The sequence below is a fragment of the Paractinoplanes rhizophilus genome, from assembly GCF_042664765.1.
GTDB lineage: Bacteria > Actinomycetota > Actinomycetes > Mycobacteriales > Micromonosporaceae > Actinoplanes > Actinoplanes rhizophilus.
Genome location: NZ_JBHTBJ010000018.1, coordinates 65489 through 79143, shown reverse-complemented (window position 1 = coordinate 79143; position 13655 = coordinate 65489). Strand labels below are relative to the sequence as shown.

Below are 13655 nucleotides of genomic sequence, written 5' to 3'. Positions count from 1 at the left end.
ACCCCGATATGGTACGCGTCGCGCACCGTCCCGCGCCGGATTCGGGCGTCCCCGCCTCCGAGGCGGTGGGTGCGCGCGCTCCGCGCGCACGTCACGCTTCGTTACGCGCCCGACGTCACCCGGTAGGCGTCGAAGACGCCGTCGACCTTGCGGACGGCCGCCACCAGGTGGCCCAGGTGTTTCGGGTCGGCCATCTCGAAGGTGAAGCGGCTGACCGCGACCCGGTCGCGCGTGGTCGTCACCGTCGCCGAGAGGATATTGACGCGCTCCTCGGAGAGGACCCGCGTCACGTCGGCCAGCAGCTTGTGCCGGTCGAGCGCCTCGACCTGGATCGCGACCAGGAACGTCGACGCGCTGGTCGGCTTCCAGCTGACCTCGACCAGGCGCTCGGGCTGGTCGCGCAGGTCCTCGGCGTTGGCGCAGTCCTCACGGTGCACGCTCACCCCGCCGGAGCGGGTGACGAAGCCGAAGACCGCGTCGCCGGGCACCGGCGTGCAGCAGCGGGCCAGCTTGACCCAGACGTCGCTGACGCCCTTGACCACCACGCCCGGATCCTGCGCGGTGCTGCGGTTGCGCGGCGGGCGGGTCGCGACGGCGGTCTCGGCGATGTCCTCGACCGCGCCCTCCTCGCCGCCGAAACCGGCCACCAGCTTCTGCACGACCGACTGGGCGGAGACCGTGTTCTCCCCGACCGCGGCGTACAGCGAGGCCACGTCGGCCAGGTGCAGGTCACGGGCGATGGTGGTCAGGTTTTCGCTGGTCAGCATGCGCTGCAGGGGCAGGCCCTGCTTGCGCATCGCCTTGACGATCGACTCCTTGCCGATCTCGATCGCTTCCTCGCGGCGCTCCTTGTTGAAGAACTGCCGGATCTTCGTACGCGCCCGGGGGCTCTTGACGAAGCCGAGCCAGTCCTGCGTCGGGCCGGCCGAGGCCGACTTCGACGTGAAGATCTCGATGACGTCGCCGTTGGACAGCGTCGACTCGAGCGGGACCAGCTTGCCGTTGACCCGCGCGCCGATGCACTTGTGCCCGACCTGGGTGTGCACCGCGTACGCGAAGTCGACCGGGGTCGAGCCGGTGGGCAGCGGGATCACGTCGCCCTTCGGCGTGAAGACGTAGACCTCCTGGCTGGACAGGTCGAAGCGCAGCGCGTCCAGGAACTCGGACGGGTCGCTCGCCTCGCGCTGCCAGTCGAGCAGCTGCCGCAGCCAGGTCATCTCGTCGATGTGCGCCGGCGGGCCGACGATCGTCGCGCCCTTCTGCTCCTTGTACTTCCAGTGCGCGGCGATGCCGAACTCGGCCGTGCGGTGCATCGCGAACGTGCGGATCTGCATCTCGACCGGCTTGCCGGTCGGGCCGATGACCGTCGTGTGCAACGACTGGTACATGTTGAACTTCGGCATCGCGATGTAGTCCTTGAACCGGCCCGGCACCGGCTGCCAGTTCGCGTGGATGACGCCCAGCGCGGCGTAGCAGTCGCGGACCGTGTCGACCAGGATGCGCACGCCGACCAGGTCGTAGATGTCGTTGAAGTCGCGGCCCCGCACGATCATCTTCTGATAGATCGAGTACAGGTGCTTGGGCCGCCCGGTCGTCTCCGCCTTGATCTTGGCCGACTTCAGGTCGAGCGACACCCGGTTGGTCACCTGGCGCAGCAGCGCCTCACGCTGCGGCTGGTGCTCGCCGATCAGGCGGTTGATCTCCTCGAACCGCTTGGGGAACAGCGTGCCGAACGCCAGGTCCTCGAGCTCCCACTTGATCGTGTTCATACCCAGCCGGTGCGCCAGCGGGGCGAGGATCTCCAGCGTCTCCTTGGCCTTCTGCTCCTGCTTGGCGCGGGGCAGGAAGGTCAGCGTACGCATGTTGTGCAGCCGGTCGGCCAGCTTGATGACCAGCACGCGCGGGTCTTTCGCCATCGCGACGACCATCTTGCGGATGGTCTCGGCCTTGGCCGCGTCGCCCAGCTTGACCCGGTCGAGCTTGGTCACGCCGTCGACCAGCAGCGCCACCTCGCCGCCGAAGTCGGTGCGCATCTGGTCGAGCGAGTAGTCGGTGTCCTCGATCGTGTCGTGCAGCAGGGCGGCCACCAGGGTGGTCGTGTCCATGCCGAGGTTGGCCAGAATCGTCGCCACGGCGAGCGGATGCGTGATGTACGGGTCGCCGGACTTGCGATATTGACCCGAGTGCCAGCGAGCGGCGACGTCGAAGGCGCGCTGGAGCTGACGCCCGTCGGCCTTGGGGTGGCTGGCCCGGTGGGTCGCGATCAGCGGCTCGAGGACCTCGCTGACCTGCGTGCTCTGCCACGGCGCGTTGAACCGGGCGAGCCGGGCCCGGACCCGCCGGCCGGTCGGCGCGCTGGCCAGCCCGAACCCGCCGCCGGACTCCTCGCCCGGCGGCATCGGCTGGGTGACCTCGGGATCGGGGGCCGGGACCGCGGGGCGGGGATGAGCCGTCTCGGTCTTGGCCGGCTGGCCCTTGGCCGACTCGGTCTTGGCGGACTTGCTCTTGGCCGATTCGGTCTTGGGCGCCTTGGCCTTGGTTGCCTGCGTCTGAACGGCCTCAGTCTGGGCCACGTGAGTCTGGGCCGCCTGAGACTGGGCCGCGTTGTTCTGGGCCGCCTGAGTTTGGGCCGCCCGGACGCCGGCCGCGTCGCGAGGCTCGTCGACACGAGTCTCGGCGAGGTCGGCGACGCGCGCCTGGTCGACGGGCGGCGCCTCCGTGGCGTCCGCGCCGGTCTGTGTGCCTTCGGTCGGCTGCACCGTGCCCTCCGCCGGAGGGGCGACGTCGCTGGACACCGGCCTCCTCACACCATCGCCTGGAACCTCACCGATCGCCGTCGGCCGGAGAAGTCCGCTCATGCCATTGGTCACCTGGTCTGGAACGCCATCCTACCCGCACGCTCTTCCCCCTTGGCCCGGCCGAACCTCCGAAAGAACGACCGCCAACCCGGCAAAGCGGTCAAACGGTCAGCAGCGCGTGGACCTCGCGGGGCGCGAGCCGCTCCCGGCCCTTGAGGAAGGCCAGCTCCATCACCACGGTGAAGCCGGCGATCGTGCCGCCCGCGCGCTCGACGAGATCGAGGGCCGCACCGGCCGTGCCGCCGGTGGCGAGCACGTCGTCGACCACCAGGACACGCTGACCGGCGATGAACGCGTCCTCGTGCACCTCGAGGGTGGCTTCGCCGTATTCGAGCTCGTACGAGGCACTGAGGGCCTTTCGCGGCAGCTTGCCGGCCTTGCGCACCGGCACCACCCCGGCGCCGGTCGCGTAGGCGACCGCCGCGGCGACCACGAACCCGCGCGCCTCCACCCCCGCAACCACGTCGAAGCCCGCCGGATAGTGCCCGACGATCCCGTCGATCACCGTGCGGAAGGCCTGCCCGTCGGCGAACAGCGGCATCAGGTCCTTGAAGACGATGCCCGGCTTCGGAAAGTCGGGCACGTCGACCGTGCGGTTCGCGACCACGGCGGCAAGCTCGGGCCCACTGTCACCCTTGGGAGTCTGATCCGTCACGCCAGACAGCGTAATGGCCCGCCCTTCCGGAGAAAGGCGGGCCATCGACGCAGAATCTACCGCCGCTTGCCGCCGCCGCTCGGGCGGTTGCCACCGGGACGGCCGCCGCGGTTGGTGTTGCGCTTGGCCGTCGGGCGCGAGCCGGGCCGCGGCGCCGACGAGGCGGCCAGGGCCGGGGCAGCCTCGTCCGGCGCGGTCGCGTTCGGCTGGCGCTGCCGCTCGGCGCGCGGGGCGACGTCGCCCGCCTTGACCGCCGCGCGGCGGGCCAGCACCCGGGCGGTGTGCGCCTTGATCCTCGGCTCGCGCTCCTTGAGCACGGTCAGCACCGGCGCCGCGAACATGATCGAGGAGATGACGCCGAAGCCCATGCCGACGAAGAGCACCAGACCGAGGTCCTTGAGCGTGCCCGCGCCGAGCAGGCCGGCGCCGATGAACAGCAGACCGCCGACCGGCAGCAGCGCCACCAGCCCGGTGTTGATCGACCGCATGATGGTCTGGTTGACCGCCAGGTTGGTCGCCTCGGAGTAGGTCCGGGTGCTGCCCGCCGTGATGCCGCGGGTGTTCTCCTGGACCTTGTCGAACACCACCACGACGTCGTACAGCGCGTAACCGAGAATCGTCAGGAAGCCGATCACCGTGGATGGCGTGACCTCGAACCCGACCAGCGAATACACGCCCGCGGTCAGGATCAGGTCGAGCAGCAGCGAGGAGACCGCGGCCGCCGCCATCCGCCACTCGAACCGGATCACCAGGTACGCCATCACCAGGATCAGGAAGATGACCAGGCCGATGAGCGCCTGCCGGGTCACCTGACCACCCCAGGCCGCCGAGACCTGGTCGTCGCTGACGTCGTCGGGATTCACGTTGAGGTCCTCGACCAGGGTGGCCTTCGCCTGCTCGGCCTGCGGCGCGGTGAGCGCCGACGCCCGGACGGTGAAGCTCTCGCCCTGGCCGGCGCCGCGCACCGTCTGGACGGCGGTGACCTCGGCGTTCGGGTCGACCGACTGGATCGCGTGCTCGACCGCGTCGGAGACCTGCGACTGGGTCAGCTTCTCGCCGCTGACGGTCGTGCCGGGCACGCTGAACGACGTGCCGCCGGCGAACTCGATGCCCAGCTCGAAGCCGCGGAACACGAAGCTGCCGATCGAGATCAGGACGAGGATCGCCGCGATCGCGAACCAGCGGTTGCGCCGGCCCACGATGTTGATGTTCGCCTCGCCCTGGTAGAGGCGGGTGGCGAGACCGGTGCGGGCCATGATCAGGCCTCCTTGACGTCGGTCGGGGCGCGACGCAGGACGCGGCCGAGACCGCTCACCCGCGGCGACATGAACGCCTTGGTGTTCGCGAACATCGTCATGATCGGGTGCCGGAAGAGGAACACCACGATCAGGTCGAGCACGGTGGACAGACCCAGCGCGAAGGCGAAGCCCTGGACCGCGCCGACCGAGACGATGTAGAGCACCACCGCGGCCATGATCGTGATCGTGTTCGCCGAGATGATCGTGCGGCGGGCCCGGGCCCAGGCGCGGGGCACGGCGCTACGCGGACTTCGGCCCTCGTGGATCTCGTCCTTGAGGCGTTCGAAGTAGATGACGAACGAGTCGGCTGCCACACCCAGTGAAACGATGAAGCCGGCGATACCGGCCAGGGTCAGCGTGAAGCCCAGCGTGCGGCCGAGGAAGACCAGCGCGCCGAAGGTCAGCAACCCCGACAGCATCAGGCTCAGGAAGATGACCGAGCCGAGCAGGCGGTAGTAGAAGAACGCGTACACCGCCACCAGCGCCATGCCGATCGCGGCCGCCAGCAGACCGGCCTTGAGCTGGGCGATGCCCAGGGTCGCGGAGACCGTCTGGGCCGGGCCCGAGGTGAAGGTGACCGGCAGCGCGCCGAAGTTGAGCTGGTCGGCCAGCTGCTTGGCGGACACCGCGGTGAACTGGCCGGTGATCTGCGAGGTGCCGGTGAGCACGCCCTGGATCTGCGGCGCCGAGATCACCGTCTTGTCGAGGACGACCGCGACGGCACAGTGCTCGATGCTGCCGTACATCGCCGTGGCGGCGGTGTAGCAGGGGTCGCTCGAGGTCGCGTTGAACGCCTGGCGGGTGAGGTTCGCCCACTTCGTCGAGCCCTCGCTCTTGAAGTCGAGCGAGACGACCCACTGGCCGTTCTGCTGGTCGAGCTGCGGGCTGGCCTTCGAGATGTCGTCACCGACCACCGGCGCCTTGTCCAGCAGCACCTTGCCGCCCTGGTAGCAGACCGTGGCCTGCTTGTTGACGTCGTCGATCGCGCCGTTCGGCCGGTCGTCGAGCTGCTTGCAGCTGATCGTCGGCACGTAGTACTGCATCTGCGGGGTCAGCGCGTTGACCTCCGCGCCGGAGAGCTTCGCGAAGTTGGCGAACGGCAGGCCGGCTTTGGGGTCGGCGGAGAGGTCGACCGGCGCGGTCAGCTTCTCGGCGGCGGCCCAGGCGGCCGGGCCCACCTTCTTCTGCACGTCGGCGACGGAAACCTGCTCCTGGCCGGGCACGGCGGCGGTGCTCGTCGCGTCCGGCGTCGCGGCCGGGGTCGCGCTCGGCGCGGCGCTCGGGGTGGTGCTCGGGGTGGTGCTCGGGCTCGGCGCCTTCACCACCTCGCCGCCACCCTGGCCACCGCTCGGCGCGCTGGCGTCGGCGGCCGGGGCGCTCGCGTTGGCGGCGGGCGCACTGGCCGACGTCGACGGCTGGGCGGAGCCGGAGGGCGCGGCCGAGGCCGGCGCGGACGGCGGGTTCAGCGCCGTCGACGACACGTCACCGGTCGCGCCGATCACCAGGCGGAAGCGCATCTGCGCCGCCTGCGAGAGGTTCTTGAGCTGGTCGTCGGCCTTGCCCGCGAGCGAGACGACGATGTTGCGGTCGCCCTGCACGACCACCTCGGCCTCGGACACACCGAGCGCGTTCACGCGGTTCTCGATGATGTTCTTGGCCTGCTCCATGCTCTCCTTGGACGGCACCTGGCCGCCCTGCACGGACGCGATGTAGGTGGCCTGCGTGCCACCGACCAGGTCCAGCCCCAGCTTGGGGTGGAGCCGGTCGGTGAAGCCTCCCTTCGCCCCACCGGCGAAGAAGACCAGCAGATACAGGACGACGAAGACCAGGCCGAGCACGCCGAGCTGGCGTCCGGGATGCATCTGTCCCTGTGGTGGTCGTGCCACGGCGTTCGGTCTCCCTGCGTCACGGCCGCCCCCCTGGCGGCGCCCATACGATGATCAGTGGCCGGTCTCCGGCCGGACGAACCGGCCCGTCGGCTCAGTGCGCCGAGGGCCGGTCCGGAAAGTGGTTCAGTCCTTTTTCTGGCTGTCGTCGACGACCGTGCTCTCGACGTCGTCGATCGTCGGCTCCGCCGCCGGAGCAGCCTCCTCGGCCGCCGGCCGGGGCAGGACGCGGGCGATCGCCTGGCGGGCGAACTTCACCTGAACCCCCGGAGCGACCTCCAGGGTAGCCGCGTCGTCGTCGATCGCGACGATCGTGCCGTGCAGGCCACCGATGGTGACGATCTGGTCGCCGGGGCCGAGCTGCTTCTGAAGGTCCTGCGCCTCGCGGCGCCGCTTCTGCTGCGGCCGGATCATCAGGAAATAGACGACGCCGAAGAGCAGAAGCAGGAACAGGATCGTGGTGAAGCTGCTCCCCCCGCCCGAGGCGGCCGCTGACAGATACACAAGAAAGCCTTCCGTAGACCCCGGCGCGGGCGATCACACGCGTCCGGGCGATATACACATCTGGGTTGAACCGCGGCGAGTCTAATCGGTCAACCTGGGAAGTCCGAATGCGGCACACATCACGTTCACATTACGAGCGGATTTCATACGTCTCGGGCGAACAAATCCGCCTGAACCGCGCCGGACGGGGGCGTCTTGCCCAGGTGCAGCCAGCCGGCCTCGGTCGCCACCCGCCCCCGCGGCGTGCGGGCCAGCAGACCGGCGCGCACCAGGAACGGCTCGCAGACCTCCTCGACCGTGTCGGACTGCTCCCCCACCGCCACGGCAAGCGTGGAGAGCCCGACGGGGCCGCCCCGGAACGTCTCGATCAGCGCCCGCAGCACCGCCCGGTCCAGCCGATCGAGGCCGAGCACGTCCACGTCGTACACCCGAAGGGCCTCCCTGGCAGTTTCCTGGGTGACCACTCCGTCGGCCCGCACCTCGGCGTAGTCGCGCACCCGGCGCAGCAGCCGGTTCGCGATGCGCGGCGTGCCGCGCGAGCGCCCGGCGATCTCGGCCGCGCCCTCCGCGGTGATCGGCACCCCGAGGATCCGCGCCGAGCGGTGCAGCAGCGCGTCCAGATCGGCCGGTGAGTAGAAGTCGAGGTGCGCCACGAACCCGAACCGGTCGCGCATCGGCCCGGAGAGCAGCCCCGCCCGCGTCGTCGCCCCCACCAGCGTGAACGGCTCGACGTCCAGCGGGATCGCGGTGGCGCCCGGCCCCTTGCCGACCACCACGTCGACCCGGAAGTCCTCCATGGCGCTGTAGAGCAGCTCCTCGGCCGGCTTGGCGATCCGGTGGATCTCGTCGATGAACAGCACGTCGCCGGGCGCGAGGCTGGTCAGGATCGCCGCGAGGTCCCCGGACCGCTCGATCACCGGCCCGCTCGTGGTGCGGATCCCGGTGCCGAGCTCGGCCGCCACGATGTTCGCCAGCGTGGTCTTACCTAAGCCAGGCGGGCCCGAGAGCAGGATGTGGTCGGGCGGCGTGCCGCGGCCCATCGCGCCCTTGAGCAGCAGTTCCAGCTGGTCGCGCACCCGGTGCTGGGCGATGAAGTCGGCCAGCCGGCGGGGCCGGACGCTGGCCTCGGCGTCGAGGTCGTCGTCGCCCGCGTCGGGCGATACCAGATCCGTCATCGGGCCCGGCCCAGCAGGCGGATGGCCTGGCGCAGCAGCTGCGGAACCGGCGGGACCTCGCCGTCGATGGTCTCGCCGAGCTTGGCGACCGCCTGGTCGGCCTGGGCGACCGTCCAGCCGAGCGCGAGCACGCCCTGGCGCACCTGCTCCTGCCAGCCCCCGCTGAGCACGCCGGCCGGCGCGCCCTCGCCACCGGCCGGCATGGGGCCGATCCGGTCGCGCAGCTCGACCACCATCTTCTCGGCGCCCTTCTTGCCGATGCCCGGCACCTGGGTCAGCGTGGCCAGGTCAGCGCCGGCGATGGCGCGGCGCACCACGTCGGGCGCGTGCACGGCGAGCACCGCCTGGGCCAGCCGGGGGCCGACGCCGCTCGCGGTCTGCAGCAGCTCGAACAGCTGCTTCTCGTCGTCGTCCGCGAAGCCGTACAGGGTCAGGGAATCCTCCCGGACCACCAGGCTGGTCGCCACCCGGGCCTCGACGCCGGCCTTGAGGCCGGCGAGCGTGCCCGGCGCGCACTGCACCTGCAGGCCGACGCCGCCGACCTCGATCACGGCGCTGTCCGGGTTGATGGCGGCCACCACGCCGCGGACGCTCGCGATCATCGCCGTGCTCCTCTTCTCTGCAAACGCTTCGCCGCGAGCGCGGCGGCCTCGATGCGGGCCCGGGTGCCGCCGCGCCAGATGTGGCAGATGGCGAGGGCCAGCGCGTCCGCGGCGTCGGCCGGCCGGGGCGGCGCGTCGAGCCCGAGCAGCCGGGTGACCATGCTGGTCATCTGCTGCTTGCCGGCCGTGCCGGAGCCGGTGACGGCCGCCTTGACCTCGCTCGGCGTGTACGTCTGCACCGGCAGGCCGGCCCGCGCGCCGGCCAGGATCGCGACCCCGCTGGCCTGTGCCGTGCCCATCACCGTGCGCACGTTGTGCTGGGAGAACACGCGTTCCACCGCGACGCTCGCGGGCCGGTGCTCGGCGACCAGGGCGGCCAGCTCGGTGTCGAGCCGCAGCAGGCGCAGGGAGATGTCGTCGTCGGGGTCGGTGTAGACCACGTAGTAGCCGATCAGTTTGCACGGACGGCCGGGCACGCCCTCGACCACGCCGACGCCGCAGCGGGTGAGGCCCGGGTCGACGCCGAGCACGCGCACCACGGACCTCCCCTGTCTCACGTACGTGTGTTCGACACCTTAATACGGGCCGGTCTTGCGCCCGGCACCGACACGCCTCGACGATGGGAGTCGGGAGGTAGCCATGTACCTCGTTCCGCCGATGGACGACGAACCGCCACCGGAGTACGTCGCCTTCGTGGCCGGCCACCTCGCGGCGCTGCGCCGCGAGACGGATCGGCTGGTGGGCGGCGACTTCGAGGCGGGACACCTCTATATGGACGTGCTGGCCGACGTGGCCGGCCATTGGCGCAGGCTGACGTGGTGGGGATGGCTGGCCCACAAGGACGCGCCGATGGAGTACATGTCGCGGCGCCTGGCCAGCCGCACGAAGCAGTGGCGGGACGAGCAGATCTACGAGGTCGACATCCGCGTGCTGCGCACGCAGCCGTACATGCCGCTGCGTGGTCCGGGTCCGACGCTGGCCGTGCGCAAGGCGGACGTTCTGGACGACACCGTACGGGTGGGAGCGGGCCCCTACGCCGACGCCGGCATCGCGTGGGTCCAGGCGTACCGCAAACAGCAGTGGCACCGCGTGGGCCGCCTGATCGCCACCGGCATACTCCTGGTCGGCGGAATGATTCAGTACATGTCCTGGCTCTCCACCCTGACGTCCTGAGAAGCCAGCTTCTCAGATCGATCCCCGCCATTACCCGGCGCGGTACTCCGCTTCCAGTTCGGATAGCAGGAGGCTGCGCTCGCATTGATACACGGACTTGCCGCCGAAGGACTCCAACCGGTGGACGATGACGAGGGCGTCATCATCCGAGCGGTCGGGCGCCTGGTCGGCGATCCAGTACTCCGGGATGCCGCGCTGGGCATACCAGTCCATCTTGTCGGCGCGCTCGCCTTCGTCGCCGCCTAAGTCAACGATCTCGGCCACCAGCGTGAACGCGGACCCCGGCAACGCGGAGCAGGTCAACCGATCCGGCGGGAGCCGCGTGATCACACCGATGTCGGGCAGGACGTAGTCGCCCGGGTTGTCACCGTGCAGCGCCGGTCGATAGAAAGCGTGAGCGCCGTCCGCGCCCCGCATCGACAGAAGCCTGCCGGCTATCGCCTTGTGCCAGAAGGTAGTGGCGGGCTTTTCCACATGCCAGACGTCCCGCATGGGTGTCTTGTCATCGATCACGGCGGCCCCGCGCTCAGTCGATGCTGTCGCATCTCCGGCACATAGCGGGCGACCGTTTCGAAGTCAGCATCCTCGTGGAGCACGGTCAACTTGAGCCGGATGGCCGTCGCGGCGATCACCAGATCTGCGACCGACAGGCCGCGGTGCGCGCCGTGCGGCACCAGGTCGCGCCGGATAGCCGCGACGAGACCCCAGATTCCGTCCGGCACGGCCACCGGAAGGAACCTCAGGACGAGATTTTCCTCGGTTGCCTCGTATTCCTTGCTCGATGCGATGAGCAGCGTCTCCGCGAGAATCGGTTCGCAGACCGAGAGCAGCCCGCGATCCTCGACAGCGTTCCAACTGGGGTCAGCCTGCTTGCGCAGCACCCGCGTCAGGGCGCTCGCATCGATCAGGTAATTCATTCGTCGGCCGCGTCGAGTTGGTCGTAGTCGAACAACCCTTCGTCGTGCATCTGCTCCAGGCGCGCCCGTGCGGCCTGACGCTTGGCGCGTTCCCGCTCGACAATGAGCCGTAGGCCCTCGTTGATGGCTTCGTTGGCGTACGTGGCTCGGATCTGCCGCTGCGCCTCTGCCAGAAGGTCTGCATCGACTGCCGGTTCGGTTGTGGGATCGGTAGCCAGGTCAGTCATCGCTGCCTCCCGCGGATCGGTCATTCTCTACCAACCCCTTCACCATACTAGTCATGAGACTCGATGTCACTGGTCAACTGGTCTCATGCTCGACCCCGCCCGCGCTCGGGCGTCACGCGTCGATGGCGGCCATGACCTCGTCGGACACGTCGAAGTTGGCGAAGATGTTCTGCACGTCGTCGCAGTCCTCGAGGGCGTCGATCAGCTTGAAGACCTTGCGCGCCGCGTCCTCGTCGACCGGCACGGTCATCGTCGGGACCAGGGAGGACTCGGCCGAGTCGTACTCGATGCCGGCCTCCTGCAGGGCGGTGCGCACCGGGATGAGGTCGGTGGGCTCGGAGACCACCTCGAACGAGTCGCCGAGGTCGTTGATCTCCTCGGCGCCGGCGTCGAGGACCGCGAGCATCAGGTCGTCCTCGCTCAGCGAGCCCTTCGGGACGATCACCACGCCCTTGCGGTTGAACAGGTACGACACGCTGCCGGCGTCGGCGAAGGTGCCGCCGTTGCGGGTGAGCGCGGTGCGCACCTCGGTCGCCGCGCGGTTGCGGTTGTCGGTGAGGCACTCGATCAGGATCGCCACACCGTTGGGGCCGTAACCCTCGTACATGATCGTCTGCCAGTCGGCGCCGCCGGCCTCCAGGCCGGAGCCGCGCTTGACCGCGTTGTTGATGTTGTCGTTGGGGACGGAGCTCTTCTTCGCCTTCTGAATGGCGTCGTAGAGCGTCGGGTTGCCCGCCGGATCCCCACCGCCGGTGCGGGCAGCGACCTCGATGTTCTTGATCAGCTTCGCGAACATCTTGCCGCGCTTGGCGTCGATGACGGCCTTCTTGTGCTTGGTCGTCGCCCACTTGGAGTGGCCGGACATGCAAAACCTCCGTGGTGTCAGGCGGCCTGGCGGACCATCTCGACGAAGTACCGGTGGACGCGGAGGTCGCCGGTGAGCTCCGGGTGGAAAGCCGTGGCGAGCAGGTTCCCCTGCCGAACGGCGACAATCCTACCGGCGGCCGGTCCGTCCTTGACGCGGCCCAACACCCGCACGTCCTCGCCGACGTCTTCCACCCAGGGCGCGCGGATGAAGACGGCGTGAAAATCCCCGCCCGGAATGTCGTCGATGGTCACGTCGCCCTCGAACGAGTCCACCTGCCGCCCGAACGCGTTGCGGCGCACGGTCATCTCGATGCCGTGGAACGACTCCTGGTCGGGACGCCCGTCGAGCACCGAGGTGGCCAGCATGATCATGCCGGCGCACGAGCCGTAGACCGGCATGCCGTCGGCGATCCGCTTCCGGATCGGGTCGAGCAGCCCGAAGCCGACCGCGAGCTTGCTGATGGCCGTCGACTCGCCGCCCGGAATCACCAGCGCCGCGACCTCCGCCAACTCCTCGGGCCGCCGCACCGGGCGCGCCAGCACGTCGCTTTCCGCGAGCGCCGCCAGGTGTTCCCGAACATCGCCCTGCAGGGCCAGCACTCCGATATTCACCTTTCCCAGCTTAGGCTGGCCGGGTGTTCGCGATCCGCCGGGTGCGGGACCACCTCGACCGCCATTACGCCGAGCCGATCGCGCTCGCCGATCTGACCAAATTATCCGGCATTTCGAGATTTCACCTGGTCCGGACGTTCCGGGCGGCCTACGGCGACACCCCGATCAACTACCTGTCCCGCCGTCGCATCGAACGGGCACAAGACCTTCTCCGGTACGGGAACCTCACGGTCACCGAGGTGTGCGTCGCCGTCGGCTTCTCATCACTGGGGTCGTTCTCCGCCCGCTTCCGTGCCCTGGTCGGCGAGAGCCCGGCCGCGTACCAGCGGCGATACGCCTACGACACGCCGCACATCCCCGGCTGCCACCTGTTCATGCACGGCGTCGTCGCGCAATCGGGGAGAAGCACGTCGGCCGCCGGGAGCCTTAGCGTCGAGACATGATTAAGAACATCTCGCTGGTCACCGTGTACTGCCTCGACCAGGACGCCACGCGCGAGTTCTACGTGCGCAACCTCGGGTTCGAGACCCGGGTCGACGCCACCATGGGCGAGTTCCGGTGGGTGACCATCGCCCAGCCGAGCCAGCCGGAGCTCGAGGTCACGCTCATGGTCCCCGGCCCGCCGCTGTCCGCCGAGGCGGCCGCGTTCGTGCGCGGCCAGCTCGAGGCGGGCCAGATGGGCGGTCTCGGCCTCGAGGTCGACGACTGCCGCAAGACCGCCGCCGCGCTGCGCGAGGCCGGCGTCACGTTCGTCCAGGAACCGGCCGATCGCCCCTACGGCGTGGAAGCGGTCATCCGCGACAACACCGGCAACTGGCTCACGCTGGTCGAACGCAAGCCGTTCACCCAGGACGACCTCAGGAACTTCTGACCACGCAAAA

Annotated in this window: 16 protein-coding genes; 3 read left to right on the top strand and 13 right to left on the bottom strand. The window is 69.7% G+C overall.

Annotation, left to right across the window (positions count from 1 at the left end):
* Nucleotides 1-101: 101 nt before the first annotated feature.
* The 8 genes from ACFQS1_RS23525 to ruvC all read right to left on the bottom strand — a co-directional run bounded on the left by ACFQS1_RS23525 (nt 102) and on the right by ruvC (nt 9514).
* Nucleotides 102-2795 (bottom strand): RelA/SpoT family protein, encoded by a 2694-nt coding sequence (locus ACFQS1_RS23525; protein WP_378971949.1) that lies wholly within the window; start codon nt 2793-2795, stop codon nt 102-104.
* A gap of 163 nt (nt 2796-2958) precedes the next feature.
* Nucleotides 2959-3513, bottom strand: a complete 555-nt coding sequence (locus ACFQS1_RS23520) for an adenine phosphoribosyltransferase (protein WP_378971947.1) — start codon at nt 3511-3513, stop codon at nt 2959-2961.
* A 56-nt stretch (nt 3514-3569) separates the two neighbouring features.
* Nucleotides 3570-4769 carry a protein translocase subunit SecF gene (gene secF / locus ACFQS1_RS23515; RefSeq protein ID WP_378971945.1) on the bottom strand — a complete coding sequence of 400 codons (1200 nt, stop codon included), beginning with the start codon at nt 4767-4769 and terminating at the stop codon, nt 3570-3572.
* Nucleotides 4770-4771: 2 nt separating this feature from the next.
* Complete coding sequence (gene secD / locus ACFQS1_RS23510; RefSeq protein WP_378972089.1) at nt 4772-6673, bottom strand: protein translocase subunit SecD; 1902 nt, start codon at nt 6671-6673, stop codon at nt 4772-4774.
* A 150-nt stretch (nt 6674-6823) separates the two neighbouring features.
* On the bottom strand, nt 6824-7201 hold the full coding sequence (gene yajC, locus ACFQS1_RS23505) for a preprotein translocase subunit YajC (RefSeq protein ID WP_378971943.1): 378 nt from the start codon (nt 7199-7201) through the stop codon (nt 6824-6826).
* 143 nt (nt 7202-7344) lie between these two features.
* Entirely contained in the window at nt 7345-8376 is a 1032-nt protein-coding gene (gene ruvB / locus ACFQS1_RS23500) for a Holliday junction branch migration DNA helicase RuvB (protein ID WP_378971941.1), read from the bottom strand.
* Nucleotides 8373-8978: a Holliday junction branch migration protein RuvA gene (gene ruvA, locus ACFQS1_RS23495; RefSeq protein ID WP_378971939.1), complete on the bottom strand. Its 606-nt coding sequence runs from the start codon at nt 8976-8978 to the stop codon at nt 8373-8375. The genes ruvB and ruvA overlap by 4 nt, the downstream gene beginning before the upstream one ends.
* Nucleotides 8975-9514: a crossover junction endodeoxyribonuclease RuvC gene (gene ruvC, locus ACFQS1_RS23490; protein ID WP_378972087.1), complete on the bottom strand. Its 540-nt coding sequence runs from the start codon at nt 9512-9514 to the stop codon at nt 8975-8977. Before ruvC ends, ruvA begins: the two co-directional genes overlap by 4 nt.
* 103 nt (nt 9515-9617) lie before the next feature.
* Here ruvC and ACFQS1_RS23485 point away from each other — a divergent pair, with 103 nt between their 5' ends.
* Complete coding sequence (locus ACFQS1_RS23485; protein WP_378971937.1) at nt 9618-10151, top strand: hypothetical protein; 534 nt, start codon at nt 9618-9620, stop codon at nt 10149-10151.
* Nucleotides 10152-10181: 30 nt separating this feature from the next.
* Here the strand turns inward: ACFQS1_RS23485 and ACFQS1_RS23480 are convergent, their stop codons facing one another.
* The 5 genes from ACFQS1_RS23480 to pdxT form a co-directional block, all read right to left on the bottom strand.
* Nucleotides 10182-10664, bottom strand: a complete 483-nt coding sequence (locus ACFQS1_RS23480; RefSeq protein WP_378971933.1) for a Uma2 family endonuclease — start codon at nt 10662-10664, stop codon at nt 10182-10184.
* Nucleotides 10661-11068, bottom strand: coding sequence for a PIN domain-containing protein (locus tag ACFQS1_RS23475; protein ID WP_378971931.1), 408 nt, complete (start codon nt 11066-11068; stop codon nt 10661-10663). Before ACFQS1_RS23475 ends, ACFQS1_RS23480 begins: the two co-directional genes overlap by 4 nt.
* On the bottom strand, nt 11065-11295 hold the full coding sequence (locus ACFQS1_RS23470) for a type II toxin-antitoxin system VapB family antitoxin (protein WP_378971929.1): 231 nt from the start codon (nt 11293-11295) through the stop codon (nt 11065-11067). Before ACFQS1_RS23470 ends, ACFQS1_RS23475 begins: the two co-directional genes overlap by 4 nt.
* 112 nt (nt 11296-11407) lie before the next feature.
* Entirely contained in the window at nt 11408-12160 is a 753-nt protein-coding gene (locus ACFQS1_RS23465; protein WP_378971927.1) for a YebC/PmpR family DNA-binding transcriptional regulator, read from the bottom strand.
* 17 nt (nt 12161-12177) lie between these two features.
* Nucleotides 12178-12774 carry a pyridoxal 5'-phosphate synthase glutaminase subunit PdxT gene (gene pdxT, locus ACFQS1_RS23460; protein ID WP_378971925.1) on the bottom strand — a complete coding sequence of 199 codons (597 nt, stop codon included), beginning with the start codon at nt 12772-12774 and terminating at the stop codon, nt 12178-12180.
* Between the two features lie 23 nt (nt 12775-12797).
* Here pdxT and ACFQS1_RS23455 point away from each other — a divergent pair, with 23 nt between their 5' ends.
* Both ACFQS1_RS23455 and ACFQS1_RS23450 read left to right on the top strand, forming a co-directional pair.
* Nucleotides 12798-13217 (top strand): helix-turn-helix domain-containing protein, encoded by a 420-nt coding sequence (locus tag ACFQS1_RS23455; protein WP_378971923.1) that lies wholly within the window; start codon nt 12798-12800, stop codon nt 13215-13217.
* Nucleotides 13214-13645 (top strand): VOC family protein, encoded by a 432-nt coding sequence (locus tag ACFQS1_RS23450; RefSeq protein WP_378971921.1) that lies wholly within the window; start codon nt 13214-13216, stop codon nt 13643-13645. The genes ACFQS1_RS23455 and ACFQS1_RS23450 overlap by 4 nt, the downstream gene beginning before the upstream one ends.
* The last annotated feature ends 10 nt before the right edge of the window (nt 13646-13655 follow it).

Excerpts from the sequence above, each read along its gene's own strand:
- secF (WP_378971945.1), bottom strand. The coding sequence starts at position 4,769 with ATGGCCCGCACCGGTCTCGCCACCCGCCTCTACCAGGGCGAGGCGAAC.
- secD (WP_378972089.1), bottom strand. The coding sequence starts at position 6,673 with ATGCATCCCGGACGCCAGCTCGGCGTGCTCGGCCTGGTCTTCGTCGTC.
- ruvB (WP_378971941.1), bottom strand. The coding sequence starts at position 8,376 with ATGACGGATCTGGTATCGCCCGACGCGGGCGACGACGACCTCGACGCC.
- ruvA (WP_378971939.1), bottom strand. The coding sequence starts at position 8,978 with ATGATCGCGAGCGTCCGCGGCGTGGTGGCCGCCATCAACCCGGACAGC.
- ACFQS1_RS23485 (WP_378971937.1), top strand. The coding sequence starts at position 9,618 with ATGTACCTCGTTCCGCCGATGGACGACGAACCGCCACCGGAGTACGTC.
- ACFQS1_RS23475 (WP_378971931.1), bottom strand. The coding sequence starts at position 11,068 with ATGAATTACCTGATCGATGCGAGCGCCCTGACGCGGGTGCTGCGCAAG.
- ACFQS1_RS23470 (WP_378971929.1), bottom strand. The coding sequence starts at position 11,295 with ATGACTGACCTGGCTACCGATCCCACAACCGAACCGGCAGTCGATGCA.
- ACFQS1_RS23465 (WP_378971927.1), bottom strand. The coding sequence starts at position 12,160 with ATGTCCGGCCACTCCAAGTGGGCGACGACCAAGCACAAGAAGGCCGTC.
- ACFQS1_RS23450 (WP_378971921.1), top strand. The coding sequence starts at position 13,214 with ATGATTAAGAACATCTCGCTGGTCACCGTGTACTGCCTCGACCAGGAC.